Below are 22330 nucleotides of genomic sequence, written 5' to 3'. Positions count from 1 at the left end.
ATTCGAGTCCTAATTATTTATATTATTTAAAATCAATAGGTTAAAATCAGGTTCGACTCCGGCCCTGGGCACCATCCATCATCTCAGAATGCAACCTATAATCATTGGTAATTTCGGAAATCATTCATTAGCTGCAATGCAAGCCTTAATTGAGAAAGGCTTGGCAGGAATTCACTTTGTCTATGTGGAAACAGGGTGGGCTGCTGCCTCCTGGGCAACGAGGGTTTCTGCTTGTGCTGACTATGCGCGCAAGCAAGGGGTTGTAGTGCATGTCTTATCTGCGCCGGCGACTTTTGCCGAGATGGTTATTGACCGTAAACAATTCCCAAGTCAAAAATTTCAATGGTGTGCCGGCTTTCTCAAAGGCTTGGCCATTCTTACGCATTTAGATGATTTGGACCCGGCCTGTGAGGCTTACATTGTCTCTGGGAAGCGGCGCTTCGATTCAAGGCGTTATGCCAACTTGCAAGAGTTTGAGCAACAAGATGATTTATATCAAGGAAGAACGTTATGGTACCCTCTTTGGCAAACAGGGGATGATGAATTGGGTGCCTTAATTAAGCGCACTGGCTTTCGCTTTTTACCTCATCAAAGTCTGGAATGTAGCCCTTGCATTCATGCAAATCTTGACGAGCTAAAGAGCCTGGATGCACACGCTTTGCAGCGGTTGAACAAGCTTGAACAGCAAATTAACCAAACCATGTTTCAGCAACCTATTACTCAATTAGCGCAGTCCTCGGCAGAGGGCAAGGCTAAAGAAAATTTGGGGTTACAACAGTTTGATTTGGGGTGTGGAGCGCCTTGGGGATGTGGTGAGTAGACTTCTTTCGAAACTCTCCATAGCAGCAATTTTTCGAAAGAAGTCGCTATCACCAGGTCTGTCTATCTTGCTGTTACGAGCCTCGCCAAAGCAATCCAGAACGCGACGCTGCATTGAAGATTTGAGCTGATTGCTTACTTGAATGCGTGTTGGCTTATTCTTCGCGTGGGGAGCGGTTCAATAAATTGATGGCTGCTTGTTGTGGAGTGATCTCCCCTTTTAAAAGCGCATTGACCTGGGTACAGATCGGCATATCCACTCCTAATTCCTTGGCAAGCATGCAAATTTGTGCGGCGTTATGCTTTCCTTCAACGACTTGGCCTATTTGCTTCTCTGCTTCCACAAGGTTAATGCTGCGGCCTAATTGTAAACCAAAACGCCGATTACGGGATTGATCATCCGTACAAGTCAATACCAGATCACCAACGCCAGCCAAACCCATAAATGTTTCTTCGCGAGCTCCCATACGAATGCCTAAACGACTCATTTCAGCCAGCCCTCGGGTGATGAGCGCAGCTTTGGCATTTGCTCCATACCCCAAGCCATCACTAATACCGCAGGCGATAGCCAGTACATTCTTTATTGCACCGCAGATTTGAACGCCAACAATATCGTTGCTTAAGTAAACACGTAAATTATCGTGGTGCAAGAGTGATTGGATAGTGTGTTGATAAGGCAAATTATTACTCGCCAGGGTCAATGCGGTAGGTAATAATTTGGCTACCTCCGATGCAAATGAAGGACCTGAAATAATCGCTATGGGGTAAGATTCTCCCCATTTTTCCGCAACCAATTGGCTCGGTAGTTTGTGACTAAGCGGGTCAATCCCTTTGGTGAGCCAAGACAAGCCATGGGCTGGTTTTGGTAATTGCTCCAATAAGCCAGCAAAGGCATGAGAGGGAACAGCAATAATCACTTCCTTGGCTAACTTTAAGCATTGAGTGAGGTCGGCGATGGGTTGCAGCGAGTCTGGAAACCTATCGGAAGGCAGATAACGATTATTACAACGCTGTTCAATCATATCTTGAACATGCTGGGGGTTATGGCCCCACAGCATGATCTGATTACCATAATTTGCTAGGTGAATGGCAACAGCAGTGCCCCATGAACCAGCGCCAAGTATGGCAATCGTTGATTTTTTCATAATTAATGGCTTGTTGTCTCAGTTTTGTCCGCTGCTTTTTGATTCTCTTCTAATTGCTGCATATAAAGCGCGTCGAAATTAATCGGTGCTAATACCAATTGAGGGAAACTGCCACGAATAACTTGTGAAGTAATGGCTTCACGCGCATAAGGGAAAAGAATGCTTGGGCAGAAACTACCTAATAAATGATCGAGCTGTTGGCCAGCGGCACCCTGGATTGTGAAAATACCGGCTTGCTTCACTTCTACTAAAAAAGCGACCGCCTTTTGATTTTTGACGGTTGCAGTAACAGAAAGTACAACCTCATAAACCCCTTGCTCTAATTGTGTGTTCTGGGTATTCAAATCCAGTGTTAACTCAGGTTCCCACTGTTGTTGGAAAACTGCAGGTGTATTAGGGGTTTCAAACGATAAATCTTTTGTATAAATACGTTGAATCATAAATTGCGCTTCGGTATCTTGTTGCATATCACTGGTTTGTTCTGACATTGTTTATTTATCCTCGTAAAAGTTCATCTAATCGCCCTTGGTGTTCCAGAGCGTACATATCATCACAGCCACCTATTGGTTGGCCGTTTATGAATATTTGTGGCACGGTACGTCTACCACTTTTTGCTATCATTTCATCCCGTTTAGCAGGTTCATCATCGATACGGATATCGGTATAGGAGACTCCCTTGCTTTCCAATAACTGCCGTGCACGCATGCAATAAGGGCAGTAGGCGGTGCTATACATGATTACTTCAGCCATGATTTTATTTTCCCTTGACTACAGGCAATTCAGCGGTTTGCCATGCGGCCATGCCACCCGCTAAAGCCATTGGTTGCGTAAATCCTTTTTCACGTAATTTGGTGGCGAGCTGAGAGGATTGCAAGCCACGTGCACACACAATAATTAACGGCTTTGTTTTGTATTTGTCCATGCGCTGTTCGTTAAAGTCATCAGCCGTAGCACGGATAGCGTCAAGAATATGCCCATTCCGGAAAACCTCCGCTTCGCGGAGATCAATCACCACAGCATTTTCATGGTTGATCAGATTAACAGCCGCTTGCGGTGAAAGTTCCTTGGCCCGCTTTTTCTGGGTTTGTAATTCATTAATAAAAATGATTAATAAAACAATGACTAAGGCAAGCCAGAGCCCCCAATGATTTACAATAAACTGACCTAACTGTTCCATACCTAACCTAACTAGTGGCTGCAAATAGGCGAATTATCCTTAGAATATTGTGATAACGCAAGTTATCCATGGCCCATCTTATTAATTAGCATGAAGACATAAAAAATACCCATACTCTTTATGTCGTTAACCTGCAAAAGAGAGCATCGTTTGAACGCGATTCCGTCAAAATTAGTCCAATTCGACCTGGAAAAGGAATTCTTCTTTCCTAAATCGAATTCAGGCTGATATCAATTGCACGGTTTTGAGAGTTTTTCTGGTAGGGAGCGTTTTCCCCACATGCTTTAGTCGAAAGGGGCACCTCTTGCCATTTCTTGTAAACGTCTTATCCGTTCGCTGGTTACAGGATGCGTTTTAAACAGCGCTGCTAATTGTTCCCCACTTAAAGGATTAACAATAAACATATGAGCAGTGGTTGGATGTTCTTCAGCCGCTTGAAATTGGCCCTGTTGGTTAGCATTTTCAAGTTTAGCTAAAGCACTGGCGAGCCATAAGGGATGCCCGCATAATTGAGCGCCACCGGCATCGGCTTCATACTCGCGCGAGCGCGAAACAGCCATTTGAATCAAACCAGCTGCCAGAGGGGCAAGCACCATCATCAGTATGCTTACCAACGCATTAGGGCGCTCCTCATCGGAGGAGTGGCTGAACATCGAGGTCCACATGAACAAATTAGCAACACTGCTGATTGCTCCGGCAAGCGTAGCAGCTACGACACTAATTAATGTATCGCGATGGATAACATGCGACATCTCATGAGCAAGGACGCCCGTTAACTCTTCCTGGGTCATACGGCTTAACAAACCGCTGGTTACAGCAATACTTGCATGTTCAGGGTTACGGCCTGTCGCAAAGGCATTTGGTGTGGGGTTATCGATGGCGTAAACCTTCGGCATGGGAATTTGAGCTTTGGCGGCTAATTGTGCCACGATGCTATAGACCGGATGGCTCGGATCCAATGGTTGGGCATTGTACATGCGTAAAACCAATTGATCAGAGTACCAATAGGCACCGAAATTCATAATAACGGTAAATCCAAGCGCTATTAATAAACCTGTACGCCCACCTAATAGACTACCAATGACCAGCAACAAGGCAGTTAAGGCAGCCAACAAAATGAAGGTTTTCATATTATTCATGACTAATCCCTACCCGTATTTAAGATCGTTTAACGATATAAAAACTGGATTCTGCTTTTTATATCGAACTGACGTAATTTAGATTAAAGGTAGTGGCAGCTATTGTTAATTTCAAGTCCTTGCTTCAAATAGTTGCATGACTTCCGGCAACGGTTGTCCGACAGCCGCAGAGGGGTATTTTATCGCCAGGATAGCGGCAAGGGTCGGTGCTATATCGGTGGTGCTGACTATTTTGCTAATTCGCTGCGCTTTGAAGGCTGGGTTAACAAATAATAAAGGAACATAACTATCGTATTGCCAAGGGGTTCCATGGGCTACACGCTGTTCACTTTTGTCGGCCAGGGCTTGATAAGGCGGAGCAACCAGATACAGATCCCCGGAACGATTGGGAAAAGCCATTTTATCTACTTTGGCACTTAACCAATCATGCTCAGTGTTAGCAAGAGGCATTGGATAAGCTTGAAAAATCGCCGCTTGCTGCCGGAGAGCCTCGGCGAGGTAAGTGCTGATTTCATTAACGGATAATTGGTGTTCGTTAATCAGTTGATGGTTAAGGTAGATGTAAGGTAGTGAAATAGCTTGCAAACTTTCAGGAGGTAATTGAAAACGTTTCGCTAATGTTTGTTCGATTAATGTTTGTAATGCAGGCAATTTTAAGGAATTATTTTCCTTGATTTGATGGGCAGCAAGGTAGACCGGCGAATCACTGACACCGTGATCAGCGGTTAATACAATCAGGGCGTTTTCAAGGCCAACTTGCTTGTCAATGGCGGCTAATAATTTTGCCAGTGTTTTATCGAGCCGTAATAGATTATCTTCCGATTCAAGGCTATTGGGGCCGAATTGATGTCCAATTGCATCAACGGCAGAAAAGCTGATGGCTAAATAATCGGTTTTATCACTGCTGGCGCCTAATTTTTCTTCACGTAAGAGATGGATGGCAAAATCAGCGGTTAACTCATCGGCAATAGGAGTCATGGATAAAAATTTATAATAGGTTGGTGAGTCAGGGGCTCCCAAATGATGGGGGAATTCACGGCCAAAACCTGGGAAGCGATTTTTGAAGGTAGGGGCATTCGCATAGTGGTAATTAACCGCTTCATTGCTCAAAGCCCAGGTTTCATTTTTCGCTTCATAACCCTTATTCCATTGATTGACCCATTGCGGATAGGCTTCGTAATAGTGACGACTGGTCACAAAACCACCGTTTTCTTTGTCAAACCAAAATGCCTTCCCCGCGTGGCCGGCCAGGGTAATGGCGCCGCGATCTTTCAGGGAGACAGCAAACGCCCGACCCGCTTGAGACAATACAAGCTCATCACTTAAGGTGGAGGCCAACAAATTACGGGGTGAGCGCCCAACCAGTTCTTTTTTTGTGCGTGACGTAGGTAAGATCTTACTTTGCTTATCTTCAACACAATAAATACTTTGCTGTGTCTGTTTATCATACCAATCATTGTTGACGATGCCATGCAAGGCTGGGTAACTGCCTGTGGCAATAGTGGCATGGCCTACACAGGTGACGGTATTTGCATGTGGATGATGGGCATTATTGTAATCAAGACCATGCGCCAACAAATAATTGAAGCCGTCTTTACCAAATTTTCGATGATATTGGTTAATTAAATCGCCACGCAATTGATCGACAACAAGCTGGACAACAAGTCTGGGGGGCTTTATTTCAGCAAACACCGTGCTAACACAAAGTAAGAGTAAGACGCTGATGCTTTTTTTCATTATTGCTCCCGAGCATTAATAAAATTTAAATAGCGGCATCCTAAAGGAGTTTGAGCAGTTGGTAAATAGAAGGAGATGCTTATAATTTGGAAAATTTGCCCAAATTTGTGAATAACGTTTTGATTTTTAGAAGAAAAGCCGGTTAGGCAGGACGCTTTTAAAATTTAATCATAGGAATATAAATTGATTAATTAGATTAAAGAAAAGCCATGACGAATGAATTTAGTTAGTTTACACTGGTCGATGGTGAAATAGATTTCACTTAACCATTCATGGATTTTTAAGGAGAAACACAATGGTTTTTAAGGTAAGAGAATATCAACACATTATGGATGGTACTACCAGGGAGGACAGTACCAGGAATGAGGATGGCTTCACGGATACGAGAGCTACCCTTAGAGGGGAGCATCGTGCTGAATCGGTAGACAAGCTAAGACAACCACGACGCCATCAGGTGCAATTTATCGATCAGTCAAAATTGCTCTTACATTCCGCAGGGAAAACGCAACCCGAAAACGCACGGATTATGACAGGGTTAATGCTGCTTGAGTTAGCGATTATCGCTGACAGCTACGGCGAAAATATTTTCGATATTATTGCAAAGGATTTGAAAGCTACCAAGCCTTCTGAGAAAAGTAAATCTTATCAGGGGAGTACTTATTTCCGTTGTTTGCTTGTTAATATAGGTTTAAAACCGGAAAACCCGCTTGATTATGAAGACTACCGATTGTTAATTGGTAAAGCAAAAAATTTTATTGCTTCTCATGTGTATGTTGAAGGGGCTTCTCTCAATGGTTTTAAACAAGAACATGCGTTTTCAACGATTGAAGAATTAAGTATTCCTGCTTATCTTCATATGTGTACTACGGTTAGTACTGAAGCAGAGCACCGTATTATAACCCGAAATGAATTAAAGCATGCTGAAGAATTACGTAAAGCTGAAGAGTTACGTAAAGCCGAAGAGTTAAGTAAAAAATCAGGTGCCAGTACGTCCTGGGGATTTAGGTTATGGTCATCCCCAGTCCCACAAGTCTCTACTACGGAATCTGAGAAACGGACTGGAAGCGAGGCTACTGAGGAACACAAGGCACAGACAGAACCGCCTGTATCAATTCAATATCAATAGCCAATTCAGCACCCTGCAAAACGCAGGGTGTTTGTTTTGTTATTTACACCTCTACTGGATAGCCAGACATCGCCCACTCAATAATACCGCCATCTATGGAATAAACTTCCTGATATCCCATAGCTATCAGGTATTGTCCTGCGTATAGAGATCGCACGCCGCCTTTGCAATAAAGATAAATAGCTTTATGTCGCTCAGGAACTTCTGTCTCGATACAGGCAGGCAGAGTATCCTTGGGAATATGTAGAGCCCCGGGAATGCGGGCTTCCTCCCACTCATCGGGTTCGCGAACATCAATTAAACATAAATGAGGCTCAAGCGTTTGGCGTTTTTTTAATTCATGAACGTCAATGATAGTAACAGTAGGGTCAGTCATGGTGTCTCTCTTAGGGCAGGTCTGGTGAGCGTTGAATGATGGATAAACCAGTATATAGCGGCTGTAATAACACCGCCAATCAGCGTAGCGAAAGCCCAGGTTGCTGCAGATACCAACGCAGGGCGTTGTCCCAGCTTGTATAAATGACCTGCATCACGTGCTACTGCCCCGGCAAAGAGAACATGCAGGATGGCAGTGATTAGCATGAGAAGATAATGCATGGTTTGAATCTGGCTTTCATATTGCTGCATGATTTCAGTTAACATTTACAGAAGCTCCCTGCGGTTGTTTTGATTGTCGCCATGATACCAGAAAAAGAGCGCTGATGACGCAAAAGATAGCCAGGCTTTGTAAGTAGTTTGGTGTTTCATTAAACACAACAAACCCCCAGAATAACCCGGTTAAGGCAACCATGCCGCCAGTCAAACTATAGAAAACAGGGCCAGCCAGGCGAACGAGTTGGAAAAACAGTATATAACCGAGGCTGGATAGTATAATTTCTAATAGAACAACTTGCTTGGCTGTCGTGAAAGGTGTGCTGAGAGGATAAAATGCCTGTTGTTGGATGACTATGGGTGTCAACAACAGGGATGCAGCCAGTAACATGCCGCTGGCGGCTTGCAAGGCGTTTAATTTCTGGGGTTGATAGGCTGCAATATAAATCGAACAAAGTGCAAAACACAGTGGGCTAATTAAAGCAAGTAAAGTCCAGCTTGAAAATAAAGGTCCATTGTCCGGGGCAATGATGAGCAAAATACCTGTCATACCTAACACGAGAGCAAGGATGCGCCATACATCAAAACGTTCCTGACCAGCCGCCAAAGCCAGGGGATAAACTAACAGGGGCACTGTGTTCACCAAAACTGCTAGTAAGCCTGCTGGAATATGAGGCGCAATGAAATACATATTAGTATTGGGTATCGCAATACCTACCAAACCACATATAAGGAAAAAGGGCCAATTTCGGGGTTGGAGTATAGTGTTATTTTGGGTAATAAAACTGGTCAGTAATAATAACAGGGCTGGACCCAATGCTTGCCAGAATGCATAACCTAAGGGCGGCACACCGTTAGTCATTGCATATTTAGCCAGGCTATAACCTGAGCCCCAGATAAAACCCAACATTATTAACAGGATGATTGCCAATAAAGTTTTAGAATTACTCACGCTTGATACTCACTCATTAATCCTACTGAGAATTAGAAAACTATCAAACTATAAGCGGATGACTGGAATGAGGAAGAAAACAGTCTTACCACCTCTTTGATAGGTTCCTCAAAAGCTCTGGACTTATAGCAAAGAACAATTATAACGCGGATAAAATCAGAGTGATATCTGGGCGTTTAGATTGTTCTGCTGGATTAAGAATAGTTTTCATGCTTTGATTCAGTCTCTAACCTGGGTTACCATCTTTTGATTATTTATCACGGGAGAGAGCATGCAAGCTGAGGATGTTCCTGTACCTCATTTGACCACAGCACATTACGGTCCTTTACATCATGTAGAAAAAATTATCTTGAATCAGGTAGCGACAATCGAGACATGGTTCCGGCAAAAATGGCGGGAAACGCCGCCGCCACTGACTTCTTCAGTGGATTTGCGCCATGCAGGGTTTAAATTAGCACCGGTAGATACCAATTTATTTCCTGCGGGTTTTAATAATCTGAATCGTGATTTTCTGCCCTTGTGTGTCCAGGCTGCCCAATCCGTCCTGGATGACTACCTGCCCACTTGTAAAAAGATTTTGTTACTGCCGGAGAGCCACACGCGTAATCGTTTTTATTTACAGAGCCTCGCTGTCTTGCGTGATATTTTTATGAAAGCAGGTTTTATAGTACGTATAGGCAGTTTGGATCCGGAGTTAACAACACCTACAGAAATGCGTACCGATGAGGGTGTAAGCTTGCTCATTGAACCTATACAGCGACATGGCGATCGAGTTGAGTTAGCTGATTTTAATCCTTGCATGCTATTGTTAAATAATGATTTATCCTCAGGAATACCGGAAATTTTACAAGGATTAAAGCAAGCGATAAGACCAACAGCAAAATTAGGTTGGTCTTCAAGATTGAAATCCAGTCATTTCCATTTTTTTGATCAGGTCGCTACAGAGTTTGCGCAATTAGTGGATATTGATCCCTGGTTTATCAATCCTTATTTTTCTGCGGTGGATGGTGTTGATTTTATGGCTCAGGAAGGGGTGGATAATTTAGCTGAACAAGCTGATAAATTGCTCGCTTTAATCAAAGATAAATACGCAACTTACGAAATTTCAGAGAAGCCTTTCCTGGTTGTCAAAGCAGATAATGGTACCTATGGAATGAGTGTGATGATGGTGCATGATGCGGAGGAATTACGCCAACTTAATCGCAAGCAGCGTACCCGCATGGCTGTCAGTAAGGGAAGTCGAAAGGTAGACCGTGTAATGATTCAGGAAGGCGTATACACCTTTGAAACCATGCCAGATGGCGCAGTAGCAGAACCTGTTGTGTATATGATTGGCCAATTTGTGGTGGGCGGTTTTTATCGTGTCCATCAAGGGCGAGGAACGAACGAAAATCTGAATGCACCCGGTATGCATTTTGAACCATTGGCGTTTGCTCAGGCTTGCAATATGCCACGTAATGATTTGGCGGTAGTTGACTGTCCTAACCGTTTTTACGCTTATGGCGTTATAGCGCGTCTTGCTGCTCTTGCTGCAGCAAGGGAAATTGCAGCGGTCGGAGGAGAGTAGACATGAAACTTGCTGTGCTGATGGATCCTTTGCACAAATTAAAGCCCTATAAAGATTCAACCATTGCTATGCTTAAGGGCGCACAAGCTCTGGGGTGGTCTTGTGTCTATTTTACTCTTGCCGATTTGTATTGTAAGGGGGGGCGTGCCTATGGACAAATGTCTACCATTAAAGTGGGAGATGAAACCAGTGAGAATTGGGCGGAAAGCACTTCTTTGGGTGAACGCGCTTTAGCAGAGTTTGACATTATCTTAATGCGTAAAGATCCTCCATTTGATATGGAATACATCTATGCAACCTATGCCTTAGATTTAGCGGAGAATGAAGGGGTTTTGGTAGCCAATAAACCGCAAAGTTTACGTGACGCCAATGAAAAATTTTTTACACTCAATTTTCCGCAGTGCTGTCCACCTACCTTAGTTAGTCGGGATATGAATCGCTTACGTGCTTTCTGGCATGAGCATCGCAATGTTATTTTTAAACCCCTTGAAGGAATGGGAGGGAGTTCAGTTTTTCATGTTAATGAGAAAGCTCATAATTTATCGGTAATACTGGAGGTGCTGACTAAAGGGCAACAGATTAGTGTGATGGCACAGCAATACATTCCGGAAATTATTAGTTCTGGTGATAAGCGCATCCTATTAATTAACGGTGAGCCTGTGCCGTATGCACTGGCACGTATTCCTGCAAAAGGGGAGTTACGTGGTAATCTTGCTGCAGGTGCTCAGGGTAAGGTTGTAGCGATTACAGACAGAGATCGTTGGCTTTGCCAGCAAATTGCGCCAACGCTCAAAGCCAAGGGATTATATTTTGTTGGAATAGATGTGATAGGGGATTATTTAACCGAAATTAATGTTACAAGCCCTACCTGTATTAAAGAAATAGAAGCGGAAACCGGGTTAGATATTGCAGGGGATTATATGCGTTGCCTGGCTACTCTAGTTTCCTCTTAGGTTGCTATCTTGGAGGAGATGGTTTTCTCCTCTTTTTTCTAGCTTAAACGCTACCCTTAAACTGCAATTGGCGCCATGCTTCAAAAAGAATAATCGCCACAGAATTAGATAAATTTAAACTTCGGCTGTTCGCACACATTGGAATACGGATGGCTGTATAGCGCTCTCTTAAATCGGCCGGTAAGCCTCTTGTTTCAGGTCCAAAAAGTAAAAGATCCTCATCTTGATAGTCGACTGTACTATAATTTTTTTGACTTTTAGTTGTGCAGGCGAAGATCCGACGCTGTTGATTTTTTTCTATAAAGCATTGCTCATCAGGATAGTGGATTACATTGGCCCATTCGTGATAATCCAGACCAGCACGCCGCATGCGCTTGTCATCCAACTCAAATCCTAATGGATGAATGAGATGAAGCTGTGCGCCGCTGTTAGCGCACAGACGAATGATGTTACCTGTATTGGGTGGAATTTCAGGCTGGTAGAGTGCTATGTGCAGCATGGCTATTTCTTTTTAGATTCTTTTTTAGATGCTGCCGGGGCTGGCTCTTCTTCGTCATCAATATAGTCTTCCCCGCCTTCCTCATTCTCATCAACATAAAGAGAACCATTATCTTGTTCACCAGTGATGCGGAATTGACGATGCTGCAAATAGGCATCACGGATAAAGGCATATTTATCCAAGGCTTGTTCCATTAAACGCTCATTTTCAAGTAATTGCGAGCGTAGATCGACATACCTCAGTCCAGCTAATGCATAAATAATCCCATCACTGAAAAGATAGGGATAAGGAGTAAACACTGTATAATCGAAGACCATACCCATGCCATCACGGATGGTGCTGGGCCCCAAGAAAGGTATAACAATATAGGGGGATTTTTTATCGCCCCATTTGGCAAAAGTTAACCCTAAATCATTATAGTGCGGCGGCAAACTAAAGCGTTTATCCGCTACATCAAAAATACCCACTACTCCGATGGTGGAGTTTATCAAAAAGCGCCAGCTGTCCTTGATCGTATAGCGCCAGTCAGCCTGGAGTACATCATTCGCGACGGTCGGCAGCATTGCTATATTATTGTAGGCATTATTGACGCCCAGTCGCACCAGTGGAGGTACCACTGCTTTATAAAATTTTGCTGGGGGTTTTAAAAAAGTTGCATCAAACGCCATATTAAATTTGTGGACTTCGCGGTTAAGCGGCTCGTAAGGATCGTCAGGATTTGGACCTTTGTGTACACAGGCAGATAAAATGAACGAGCTGATCAAGGTCGCGAAGATACCAATTAAGCGCATGATTATTTTAATTTTTGATTGCGAGAGTTGATGTTACAACACTTTCCGTGTCTTGAAAACGATTCCTGGCAGACAAATCACAGGAATAACCGCATCTTGCTATTAATTCCAGGGTTTGTTGACATTCTGCTTGCATGAGTCGAAAAGCATTGATTTACGGGCATCGCAGCGCGGTTTACATGGTTGCATACGAGCAGCGAAGCGCAGGAAAGCAATGCTTTTCGGCCATGATAGTCGCCATGCAACAGACCCTAGAATTGCAGTAAAAAAGTGACTGGACCATCGTTACAAAGATGAACTTGCATATCAGCACCAAACTGGCCACTGGCTACCTTAGGATGCATTTTAAAAGCTAAATGCAGGAGTTGATTAAATAGTAATCGGCCTGTTTCTGGTGTTGCTGCTTTGGAAAAGCTGGGGCGTAAGCCTTTCTTTGTGTCCGCTACTAAGGTAAATTGAGGTACTAATAATAAACCACCTCCTATCTCCTTAAGGCTTAAATTCATTTTGCCTTGCTCATCACTAAAAATGCGATAATTAAGGCATTTTTCCAGCATATGAAGCAGTGTAGATTCTTGATCCGCCCTTTCAAAACCACAGAGAATTAATAGGCCTTGAGCGATTTCACCCGCAATCTGCTGATTAATAACGACTTTTGCTTCACTAACCCGTTGAACTACAACTAGCATACATCCAAACCTTGACGAGAAATTTCTTTGCTGGCAGCAATAAGCGCATCAATAATCCCTGTTTCTTGATCCGAATGACCTGCTTCTCTCACTATTCTTAAGTTGGAAGCAGGCAGAGCCTGATGTAATTCCCAAGCCCCAACCAATGGACATATCATATCGTAACGACCGTGAATGAGATAAGTAGGCAGATGTCTAATTTTATGTACATTAGCCAGAACCTGATTTTCCTCAATAAAAAAGTGATTATTAATAAAATGCGATTCCAGGGTGGCAAGTGCCAGAGCAAAATGGGGTTCGCTATAGTGCTCAATAACATTCACATGGGGTTGTAAACTACTGCAGCGTGCTTGCCACAATGCCCAGTGTTTGGCAGCGGCCATACGAGCGACTTCATTGTCGCCTTGTAGGCATCTGGCATAATAATCAGTAATGTGATTTTGCTCTTCCACGGGAACCAGGCTAATGAATTCTTGCCAATAATCCGGATAGATTAGATTTGCACCCTGGCGATAAAACCAGTCTATATCCCTTTGTCTGCCTAAGAAAACATGATGTAACAATAAGGCGTGTACCTGCTGGGGATATAATTGAGCATAGAGCAAAGCCAGCAGCGAACCCCAGCCACCACCAAATAATACAAAGCGGGTGATGTTTAAGTAATCACGAATGGTATCGATGTCATCAAGCAAATTTTGCGTGTTATTATTTTTAAGTTCAGCATGGGGCGTTGAGCGCCCGCAACCACGCTGATCAAATAAGACGATGCGATAAATTTGCGGATCAAAAAAACGACGCAGATGGTTGGCTCCCTCGGCTCCTGGCCCCGGATGTAGCACGAACACTGGTAAACCAGCTGGGTTACCGGTTTCTTCCACATAAAGTACATGTGGTTCACTAACCGGTAATTCGCTGCATTTGTAAGGCTTAATGGGAGGATAGAGAGTATGCATAATAGGCTCGCTAATTTTTACTATCATCTTATACTTGCACAGGGATATTGAAAAGATACTCTCAGGACTTACGAAAAAATCCGATCTGTTCTAAAATTTGGCGTTTTTCGTAAGTCCTGCCCCTGTGAACCGGATAAAATTAGCATAGCAAAACTTTGTCTTTGACTGCTAAATTTAAGATAATACTTTTTTTTGAAATCTAATGCGTCTACAAGAGGGGATTAATGAAAGCACTGCTTGATGGATTAAATGAGAAACAGCGTGAAGCGGTGACTGCGCCTTTAGGCAATATCCTTGTTTTGGCTGGTGCAGGAAGTGGTAAAACACAAGTACTGGTTAGTCGTATTGCCTGGCTTATTGAGCACCAGCAATTATCTCCGCATGCGATTCTGGCGGTAACTTTTACCAATAAGGCAGCCGGTGAGATGAAGGCACGGCTAAACGCCATGCTTAAAACACCCTTGTTGGGGCTTTGGGTTGGTACTTTTCATGGCTTATGCCACCGCTTACTGCGTCGGCATTACCAAGCGGCTAAATTACCTGAACAATTTCACATTCTGGATAGTGAAGATCAGGCGCGCATTATTAAGCGGGTGATTGCTGCTTTGAATCTCGATGATGAGCAGTGGCCGGTAAAACAAGCCCAGGCATTTATTAATAGTAAAAAAGATGAAGGTTTAAGGCCGCAGCATATTAATGCGCTGCCTTATGGCCCAACTCGCACGCTAATACAGATTTACAAGGCTTATGAACAAGCATGTCAGACTGCCGGAGTGATTGATTTTGCTGAGCTATTGTTACGTACCCATGAATTATTGCGCGATAACGCTGATCTCTTGGCTCATTACCGCCAACGGTTCCAAGCTATTTTGGTGGATGAATTTCAAGATTCCAATACAATACAGTACGCTTGGATTCGCTTACTTGCAGGTGAACATGCGGCGGTAATGGCAGTAGGTGATGATGATCAATCTATCTATGGCTGGCGTGGTGCTAAAGTAGAAAATATTGAGCAATTTTCGCATGATTTTAAAGGCACCCAAATTATTAAACTGGAACAAAATTATCGTTCAACAGCGACAATTCTGGATGCTGCAAATGCGTTGATTACCAACAATAATTCACGGATGGGCAAAAGTTTGTGGACTGCTGGTGCTGCTGGCGAAAAGATTGTTGTCTATAGTGCTTTCAATGAATTGGAAGAAGCGCGTTTTGTCAGTGAACGCATTACGATGGAAATTAATCAGGGTCGTGGTGCACATGAAATTGCAGTTTTGTATCGCTCCAATGCCCAATCACGTGTTATAGAAGAAGCGTTATTGCGTGCCGGTATTGCTTACCGTATTCATGGTGGTGTACGTTTTTTTGAACGGGCAGAGGTAAAAGATACACTCGCTTACCTGCGTCTCCTGGCTAATTGTGATGATGACACAGCGTTTGAGCGCATTGTGAATTTTCCTACCCGTGGTATCGGCGAAAAAACGCTGGAGGAGTTGCGTCAGCAAGCGAAAACAGAACAGATTTCTTTATGGCGCTCGGCCAAGCTTATCTTGCAAAAAGAGCTTTTGCCGCAACGTGCTGCCTCCGCTTTAGCTAATTTTATGGCACTCATTGAAAAACTGCAGACCCATACTCTCCATATGGAGTTAGACGGGCAAATCGAGGCCGTCATCGAACTCAGTGGTTTGTATGCACACTTTGCAAAAATAAAAGGTGATAAATCAGAATCACGTTTGGATAACTTGCAAGAATTGATCAATGCCGCCAAACAGTTTCGTTATGAACAAGATGCTGAGGAAGAATTGCCTTTATTGGTTGCCTTTCTGGCCCATGCTTCTTTGGAGGCAGGCGAGATGCAGGCTGAGGAGCATGAACGTTATGTGCATCTGATGACCTTGCATGCCGCCAAAGGTTTGGAATTCCCATTGGTTTTCTTGGTTGGTATGGAAGAAGGTGTTTTCCCAGGCAGACAGTCTGTAGAAGAGCCTGGCCGTTTAGAAGAGGAGCGTCGTTTGTGTTATGTGGGTATGACGCGAGCGATGGAGAAACTAGTCCTGTCATATGCCGAAGTTCGCCGTCAATATGGACGCGAAGAGTATCATCGACCCTCACGTTTTTTACGGGAATTACCCGAAGGTTTGTTAGATGAAGTACGTGTCAAATCACGTATGCAAACACCCGTATCGCCAAAAAACTTAGCCTCTGCCGTTGCAAAAGAAGCGGGCTTAAAGCTTGGCCAAAATGTAACCCATGCTAAATTTGGCCAGGGAGTGGTACTTGCTGTTGAAGGGAGTGGTGCTCAAACACGGGTGCAAATCAAATTTGCAGAGGAAGGCAGTAAATGGCTAGTTTTAGCGTATGCTAATTTGACCATACTTGAGGATTGCATGCCCTTTTAAGTAACGTAGGTTCGATATAAAAACAGATTTCTGTTTGAACGTTATCCCATAAAATGCATCGTACTTATACAAGATCAAGGGGTAGGGATGAAGCAATAGGCCGCTACAGCCCAGTTTCGAAAAAAGTCTATTGAATTTAGCGTAAGCTGGTGCTACGTTTCTGTTGTCAAAATAAAGGATAGTCCTAACGAATCTGAGTTCGATATTAACAGACTCCTTTCGAGGAGGCACGAAGCGCAGAACCGCAGCGTACATACTAGTACATGAGGATTCGAGCATCGTACCACGAAGCAATTGCTCTTTGCAGTAGAGTTTCGAAAGAGGTCTAAGCTCAGCTACGTAGGTCTGACAATCTAATCATCAATAAGGGGAAAGGTGTGAAACTTACAAGTTTATTAACAGCGGGCGCATTGATCACAGCAATGAACTCGCCGGTAGTAATGGCTGCCGATACTGATACTATGACTGACTCGCAGAAGAAAGCGATTGAAAAAGTAGTCCATGATTATTTAGTGAATAATCCTGAAGTCTTAATAGAAGCTTCACAAGCGTTACAGCAAAAGCAGCAGCAAACCATGCAACAGCAAGCACAGGCAGCGATTAAAGATAATGCCAGTCAGTTGTTTAATGATAGTATGGCTGTTGCCGGCAATCCCAAAGGTAATGTAACCCTGGTTGAATTTTTTGATTACCAATGCATTCATTGCAAGAAAATGGCCTCTGTACTGAGTGATTTAGTCAAGAAAGACAATAATGTCCGTATCGTTTATAAAGAGTTTCCTATTTTCGGTAAAAGTTCCGAACTAGCATCCAGAGCAGCTTTGGCAGCTGGCATGCAAGGAAAATATCAAGTGATGCATGATGCTTTACTCAAGCAAGAAAAGCGTTTGAATGAACAACTGATATTGAGTACCGCAAAATCACTCGGCCTGAATATGGCAAAACTTAAAACAGATATGAACAGCAAAGCAGTGACTGATGCTTTAAATGCTAATCGTGAGCTTGCAGAAAAACTGCGTTTGATGGGAACACCAGCGTTTATTGTTGCTGCTACGCCAGCCGGTAAATTCAAAGAAGGCAGTACGCCATCATTTATTCCAGGTGCTGCCAGTGAAGAAGCCTTGCAAGAATTGATTAAGAAAGCAGCTTCTAATCAATAAACCGGTTGAATTCTCTGGTTAGTAAAACAGAGTCATTGCGTTAAGGATAATTAGCAATAAACTGCTGCTAAAGCAGATACTGACTAAGCCTGTTATAATGGGATATGTAATAGGCTTAGTCCTTGGATTATCTTCCGAAACACGACTGAATTCGATGTGGCGCTCAAATCCTGTACATCATGGTTCCGCGCTCCGTGTTTTCTTTTTCTGCCTTCAATGCAGCAAGTTTCGGAAGAAGTCTACTTATTCCTTCTGGTGTGAACGGAAAGAATGATAGTATCTTGCCATTCATAAAGAGCTTTACTCGTTATTTTGAGATAAACATGACAAAACCCAGTACTTTCCAGGATATTATATTAGCCCTGCAGCAATTTTGGGCTGCAGAAGGCTGTGTACTATTACAACCTTTGGATATGGAAGTAGGGGCTGGGACTTTTCACCCGGCTACTTTTTTACGAGCTATAGGCCCTGAACCATGGTCAGTAGCCTATGTGCAACCTTCGCGACGACCAACTGATGGGCGCTACGGGGAGAACCCCAACCGGGGCCAGCATTATTATCAGTTTCAGGTAATTTTGAAACCATCTCCCCTTGATATACAAGAAAAGTATTTGAATTCTCTACGTGCCTTGGGTGTTGACCCGTTGGCGGATGATATTCGTTTTGTCGAAGATAATTGGGAATCACCCACCTTGGGGGCCTGGGGACTAGGCTGGGAAGTTTGGCAAAATGGGATGGAAGTATCGCAGTTCACCTATTTTCAACAAGTCGGTGGTTTAGTATGTAAACCAATTACCGGTGAATTGACCTATGGTCTTGAACGATTGGCCATGTACGTGTTAGGCGTGGATAATATGTTTGATTTGCCTTGGTGTGAAACGGCACAGGGTGTAGTCACCTATGGTGATGTGTTTCATCAAAACGAAGTTGAAATGTCAGCTTACAACTTCGAACACGCCAATGTGGATGCTTTGTTTAAACAGTTTGATTACTACGAAGGGGAGGCGGAAAAGCTGGTTGCTTTGAATTTGCCTTTACCGGCGTATGAAATGGTCATTAAAGCGTCTCATGCCTTTAACTTGTTAGATGCACGACGAGCGATTTCTGTAACGGAAAGGCAGCGCTATATTTTACGAGTACGCCATTTATCCCGATCGGTGGCACAAGCTTATTATGAGGCGCGCGAGGCGCTAGGATTCCCTATGCAAAAGGTGTGTGATGGCAAATGATTTTTTATTTGAATTAGGTTGTGAAGAGCTTCCTTCTGCGGCTGTTTTGCCTTTAGCTGATGCTTTGGCAAATAATTTTTTAGCTATGTTGGAAAAAGCGAAGATTCATCATGCTGGGATAAAGTCTTTCGCTACACCAAGACGTTTGGCTATTCTTGTGTCTGGTCTGCAAGATGAACAACCTAGCCAAATTATATGTCGACGTGGTCCTGCTCTGACCGCTGCTTATGATACAGAGGGCAAACCTACAGCAGCCTTATTAGGTTTCGTTAAATCTTGTGGTGTAGATGTACGTGATTTAGTCACCAGCAAAACGGATAAAGGTGAGTGGCTGGTTCATGAATCTACGGTCAAAGGGGCAAAAACAAGTGAATTGTTGCCTGCGATGATTAACCAGGTTCTAGCAACTTTACCCATTGCTAAACCCATGCGTTGGGGGAATGGTGATGCTGAGTTTGCGCGGCCAGTCCACTGGGCGGTTATGTTGTTCGGAAATGAAGTGATAGCCTGTGATATTTTAGGGGTAAAGACTGGATGTCATAGCTATGGCCACCGTTTTCATCACCCGCAAGCAATAGAAATAAAAAAACCACAAGATTATGAAGTATTATTACAAGAGGCGTTTGTAATTGCTGATTTTAGTGAGCGTCGGGCATTGATTGTTAAACAAGTAGAACAACTTGCCAAAGAACAGGGTGCGCAAGCAATCATGCCAGATGATTTGCTTGATGAAGTCACCTCAATTGTTGAATGGCCGCAAGCACTGAATGCCAGTTTTGATCAGGATTTTCTGGAGGTACCAGCAGAAGCATTGATTGCCTCCATGCAGTCACATCAAAAATGTTTTGCTTTACAAAATAGCAGTGGAAAATTGCTGGCAAATTTCATCACGGTTAGTAACATTCGCAGTACCAACCCCAAGCAGGTTATCAACGGTAATGAGAAGGTGATGCGTGCCAGGTTAAGTGATGCCGCTTTCTTCTTTCGCAAGGATAAAGAGCTGGCGTTGAGCCACCATATTGAGGCCACTAAGAAAGTTGTTTTTCAGGCACGTTTAGGTAGCCTGTATGATAAAGCCAAACGTATGCAAGGTTTAATGACTTATTTGGCTTCGCCACTTCGATTAAATGAAAAGGAAGCCCAGCGAGCAGCAGAATTAAGTAAATGTGATCTATTGACCGGGATGGTCGGTGAATTTCCTGAGTTACAAGGTTTGATGGGGTATTATTATGCTCATCATGACAAGGAAACAGAGGGCGTGGCAATTGCCTTGAATGAACAATATATGCCTCGGTTTGCAGCGGATGAATTACCTAAAACGGATTTAGGCCTTGCCTTATCCCTGGTTGAACGATTGGATACTTTGGTTGGTATTTTTGCTATTGGTCAAAAACCTTCTGGTGTTAAAGATCCGTTTAAGTTACGTCGTCACGCGCTCGCCATTGTACGATTGTTGCTTGCTACGCCAGTAAAACTTTGTTTGTCTGAGTTAATAGAAAAAGCAGTTACAATGTATGCCGATACCTTGCCGGCAGAAGCAAACGTATCTTTGGCAGAACTGCAGCCATTCATATTGGAACGGATGCAGTCTTATTATCAGAGCCACGATTTGGCTATCGATTTGGTTCACGCGGTTCGTGCCCGTCAAGATGATTGGTTGTATGACTTTGATAAACGGATTAAAGCGCTGGCAATTTTTACTAGACAACCGGAAGCAGTTGTTTTATCAGCAGCCTGTAAGCGTGTAAATAATTTGTTACAGCAAGCGGAGCAAAGTGGCTTTTCAGCCATTAATGAAGCGTTGTTGGAAGAAGGCGCTGAAAGGGCACTTTATACCCATTTACAAGCAATGGAAAATATTGTGCAGCCTCTTTACGCAACAGGTGATTATGGGGATATTCTTACCCAGCTTGCCAGTTTGCGTGAACCAGTAGACGCTTTTTTTGAACAGGTCATGGTGATGGTTGATAATAAAGACGTCAAAATGAATCGCTTGTGTTTATTGGCTCGTTTGCAAACACTGTTACAAGGTGTTGCAGATATTTCTCTCCTACAAATTGACCTATGAATAGACTTCTTTCGAAAGTAGTTCTGTTAGACAGAGATGGCGTAATTAACCAGGATTCTCTTCACTATATTAAATCAGTTGATGAGTTTATCTTTTTACCTGGTAGTGTTGAGGCGATCGCTGCTTTAACCAAGGCTGGCTATCGTATTGGTGTTGCTACGAATCAATCGGGTGTTTCCCGTGGTTATTATAATGAGGAAGCCCTTGCAGCTATTCATGAAAAACTCTTGCAACATGTACGTGCTGCAGGAGGCGAAATTGAAGCTATAGAATATTGTATCCATATGCCTGATCAAGGTTGTTTTTGTCGCAAGCCAAATCCTGGGATGTTATATGCATTAGCTAGAAAATTAGAGTGTACTTTGATTAATACGCCATTTATTGGAGACAGAGTATCTGATATTCAGGCGGCAGAAGCTGTAGGAGCAAAACCACTACTGGTTTTTTCACCCATGACCGATAGAATTGCTTTACAAGCTTATTCCCATGTCCCTGTTTTTAATTCGCTTGCGCAATGTGTCGAGCAGTTATTAGCACCATGAATGAGCAGTTGGCAATTGGCTACGAAAATGAAGCGCTGCAGGAGGAAGCTCAGCAGCTTGCTATACAATTGGGACTCGAGATAAATAATCAAGCTACCAAGCAATTGTTAGTGACCAGCGAGAGATTGGTTCTTAAAATTCCTGCTTTTTCCCCTTTGTATGCTGATTTTACCACGTCGACCTGGCAAAAACGCCGTGATGCGGGGAAACAACAGGGATTGGTACGTGCTTGCAAACCGGGTCCAGGGACGCGAATTATTGACGTAACGGCTGGGTGGGGGAGAGACGCTGCTGTACTCGCCAGTTTCGGTGCGGAAGTGCTTATGATAGAGCGCCAGCCGGTAATGGCTGTCTTACTCGCTGATGCTTTGATGCGCCGCGATGAGCATTCCAAAGAGCGCTTGAAACTCAAAATAAAACACTGTGATGCGCTTCATTATTTACAAGCTTTGCCTGTGAATGCTTACCCAGAAGTCATTTATATGGATCCCATGCATCCACAACGGCAAAAAGCGGCACTGGTCAAGAAAGACATGCAAGCTTTACAACAGCTTATTGGTACTGATGAAGATGCATTAGCGCTTTTAGAGTTAGCCAAAACCAAGGCTCTTAAAAGAGTAGTCGTTAAATGGCCGCAACATTTGCCTGCCCTTTTGCCACCGACTAGCAGTATTGCAGGCAAAACAGTTCGGTTCGATATCTATGCAAATGCTTCTGCTTTTGACAATAAAACTTAAAGGCTGTTGACAACTCTGCTATCTGAGTACTTAAACTTTGATTTTCTGTACCTCACA

At 43.5% G+C, this 22330-nt stretch carries 23 protein-coding genes; 10 read left to right on the top strand and 13 right to left on the bottom strand.

Going from position 1 to position 22330, the window contains the following annotated elements:
* Positions 1 to 88 precede the first annotated feature (88 nt).
* Entirely contained in the window at positions 89 to 820 is a 732-nt protein-coding gene (locus Lfee_RS04035) for a phosphoadenosine phosphosulfate reductase domain-containing protein (protein WP_058444130.1), read from the top strand.
* A gap of 154 nt (positions 821 to 974) precedes the next feature.
* Here the strand turns inward: Lfee_RS04035 and Lfee_RS04030 are convergent, their stop codons facing one another.
* The 6 genes from Lfee_RS04030 to Lfee_RS04005 form a co-directional block, all read right to left on the bottom strand.
* Positions 975 to 1964 (bottom strand): NAD(P)H-dependent glycerol-3-phosphate dehydrogenase, encoded by a 990-nt coding sequence (locus Lfee_RS04030; protein ID WP_058444128.1) that lies wholly within the window; start codon positions 1962 to 1964, stop codon positions 975 to 977.
* Positions 1965 to 1966: 2 nt separating this feature from the next.
* Entirely contained in the window at positions 1967 to 2452 is a 486-nt protein-coding gene (gene secB / locus Lfee_RS04025; protein WP_058444126.1) for a protein-export chaperone SecB, read from the bottom strand.
* A gap of 7 nt (positions 2453 to 2459) precedes the next feature.
* The gene (grxC, locus tag Lfee_RS04020) at positions 2460 to 2714 is read right to left on the bottom strand and encodes a glutaredoxin 3 (RefSeq protein WP_058444124.1); all 255 of its coding nucleotides are present in this window, start codon (positions 2712 to 2714) and stop codon (positions 2460 to 2462) included.
* A gap of 4 nt (positions 2715 to 2718) precedes the next feature.
* Complete coding sequence (locus tag Lfee_RS04015) at positions 2719 to 3141, bottom strand: rhodanese-like domain-containing protein (RefSeq protein WP_058444122.1); 423 nt, start codon at positions 3139 to 3141, stop codon at positions 2719 to 2721.
* A 284-nt stretch (positions 3142 to 3425) separates the two neighbouring features.
* Positions 3426 to 4280: a zinc metalloprotease HtpX gene (gene htpX, locus Lfee_RS04010; protein WP_058444120.1), complete on the bottom strand. Its 855-nt coding sequence runs from the start codon at positions 4278 to 4280 to the stop codon at positions 3426 to 3428.
* A 111-nt stretch (positions 4281 to 4391) separates the two neighbouring features.
* The gene (locus Lfee_RS04005) at positions 4392 to 6017 is read right to left on the bottom strand and encodes an alkaline phosphatase family protein (protein ID WP_058444117.1); all 1626 of its coding nucleotides are present in this window, start codon (positions 6015 to 6017) and stop codon (positions 4392 to 4394) included.
* Positions 6018 to 6312: 295 nt separating this feature from the next.
* Here Lfee_RS04005 and Lfee_RS04000 point away from each other — a divergent pair, with 295 nt between their 5' ends.
* Entirely contained in the window at positions 6313 to 7143 is an 831-nt protein-coding gene (locus Lfee_RS04000) for a hypothetical protein (RefSeq protein ID WP_058444115.1), read from the top strand.
* A 43-nt stretch (positions 7144 to 7186) separates the two neighbouring features.
* On the opposite strand, the gene Lfee_RS03995 is transcribed toward Lfee_RS04000, so the two are convergent.
* Genes Lfee_RS03995 through Lfee_RS03985 form a run of 3 tightly spaced genes read right to left on the bottom strand, consistent with a single transcriptional unit; the run spans position 7187 to position 8686 of the window.
* Complete coding sequence (locus Lfee_RS03995; RefSeq protein ID WP_058444113.1) at positions 7187 to 7519, bottom strand: rhodanese-like domain-containing protein; 333 nt, start codon at positions 7517 to 7519, stop codon at positions 7187 to 7189.
* Positions 7516 to 7785: a hypothetical protein gene (locus Lfee_RS03990; protein ID WP_058444111.1), complete on the bottom strand. Its 270-nt coding sequence runs from the start codon at positions 7783 to 7785 to the stop codon at positions 7516 to 7518. Before Lfee_RS03990 ends, Lfee_RS03995 begins: the two co-directional genes overlap by 4 nt.
* On the bottom strand, positions 7775 to 8686 hold the full coding sequence (locus tag Lfee_RS03985) for a DMT family transporter (protein WP_058444109.1): 912 nt from the start codon (positions 8684 to 8686) through the stop codon (positions 7775 to 7777). The genes Lfee_RS03990 and Lfee_RS03985 overlap by 11 nt, the downstream gene beginning before the upstream one ends.
* 271 nt (positions 8687 to 8957) lie before the next feature.
* Here Lfee_RS03985 and gshA point away from each other — a divergent pair, with 271 nt between their 5' ends.
* Positions 8958 to 10253 carry a glutamate--cysteine ligase gene (gene gshA, locus Lfee_RS03980; protein ID WP_058444108.1) on the top strand — a complete coding sequence of 432 codons (1296 nt, stop codon included), beginning with the start codon at positions 8958 to 8960 and terminating at the stop codon, positions 10251 to 10253.
* Positions 10254 to 10255: 2 nt separating this feature from the next.
* The gene (gshB, locus tag Lfee_RS03975) at positions 10256 to 11206 is read left to right on the top strand and encodes a glutathione synthase (protein WP_058444106.1); all 951 of its coding nucleotides are present in this window, start codon (positions 10256 to 10258) and stop codon (positions 11204 to 11206) included.
* Positions 11207 to 11249: 43 nt separating this feature from the next.
* Here the strand turns inward: gshB and trmL are convergent, their stop codons facing one another.
* From trmL to pip, 4 genes are all read right to left on the bottom strand, one after another.
* Positions 11250 to 11705 (bottom strand): tRNA (uridine(34)/cytosine(34)/5-carboxymethylaminomethyluridine(34)-2'-O)-methyltransferase TrmL, encoded by a 456-nt coding sequence (trmL, locus tag Lfee_RS03970; protein WP_058444104.1) that lies wholly within the window; start codon positions 11703 to 11705, stop codon positions 11250 to 11252.
* A 2-nt stretch (positions 11706 to 11707) separates the two neighbouring features.
* Positions 11708 to 12496: an MlaA family lipoprotein gene (locus Lfee_RS03965; RefSeq protein WP_058444102.1), complete on the bottom strand. Its 789-nt coding sequence runs from the start codon at positions 12494 to 12496 to the stop codon at positions 11708 to 11710.
* 251 nt (positions 12497 to 12747) lie between these two features.
* Positions 12748 to 13185 carry a D-aminoacyl-tRNA deacylase gene (gene dtd, locus Lfee_RS03960; RefSeq protein ID WP_058444100.1) on the bottom strand — a complete coding sequence of 146 codons (438 nt, stop codon included), beginning with the start codon at positions 13183 to 13185 and terminating at the stop codon, positions 12748 to 12750.
* The gene (gene pip / locus Lfee_RS03955) at positions 13179 to 14138 is read right to left on the bottom strand and encodes a prolyl aminopeptidase (RefSeq protein WP_058444098.1); all 960 of its coding nucleotides are present in this window, start codon (positions 14136 to 14138) and stop codon (positions 13179 to 13181) included. The genes dtd and pip overlap by 7 nt, the downstream gene beginning before the upstream one ends.
* A gap of 224 nt (positions 14139 to 14362) precedes the next feature.
* On the opposite strand from pip, the gene uvrD reads away from it, so the two are divergent.
* The 6 genes from uvrD to Lfee_RS03925 all read left to right on the top strand — a co-directional run bounded on the left by uvrD (position 14363) and on the right by Lfee_RS03925 (position 22273).
* Positions 14363 to 16537: a DNA helicase II gene (uvrD, locus tag Lfee_RS03950; RefSeq protein WP_058444096.1), complete on the top strand. Its 2175-nt coding sequence runs from the start codon at positions 14363 to 14365 to the stop codon at positions 16535 to 16537.
* Positions 16538 to 16914: 377 nt separating this feature from the next.
* Positions 16915 to 17697: a DsbA family protein gene (locus Lfee_RS03945; protein ID WP_058444094.1), complete on the top strand. Its 783-nt coding sequence runs from the start codon at positions 16915 to 16917 to the stop codon at positions 17695 to 17697.
* A gap of 323 nt (positions 17698 to 18020) precedes the next feature.
* Positions 18021 to 18926: a glycine--tRNA ligase subunit alpha gene (glyQ, locus tag Lfee_RS03940; protein ID WP_058444092.1), complete on the top strand. Its 906-nt coding sequence runs from the start codon at positions 18021 to 18023 to the stop codon at positions 18924 to 18926.
* On the top strand, positions 18916 to 20994 hold the full coding sequence (gene glyS / locus Lfee_RS03935) for a glycine--tRNA ligase subunit beta (protein ID WP_058444090.1): 2079 nt from the start codon (positions 18916 to 18918) through the stop codon (positions 20992 to 20994). Before glyQ ends, glyS begins: the two co-directional genes overlap by 11 nt.
* Complete coding sequence (gmhB, locus tag Lfee_RS03930; RefSeq protein ID WP_058444088.1) at positions 20991 to 21536, top strand: D-glycero-beta-D-manno-heptose 1,7-bisphosphate 7-phosphatase; 546 nt, start codon at positions 20991 to 20993, stop codon at positions 21534 to 21536. Before glyS ends, gmhB begins: the two co-directional genes overlap by 4 nt.
* On the top strand, positions 21533 to 22273 hold the full coding sequence (locus tag Lfee_RS03925) for a class I SAM-dependent methyltransferase (RefSeq protein ID WP_058444086.1): 741 nt from the start codon (positions 21533 to 21535) through the stop codon (positions 22271 to 22273). The genes gmhB and Lfee_RS03925 overlap by 4 nt, the downstream gene beginning before the upstream one ends.
* Positions 22274 to 22330 lie beyond the last annotated feature (57 nt).

Source organism: Legionella feeleii (assembly GCF_001467625.1).
In the GTDB taxonomy this organism is placed as follows: domain Bacteria; phylum Pseudomonadota; class Gammaproteobacteria; order Legionellales; family Legionellaceae; genus Tatlockia; species Tatlockia feeleii.
This window is presented reverse-complemented; position numbering and strand designations above follow the sequence as displayed.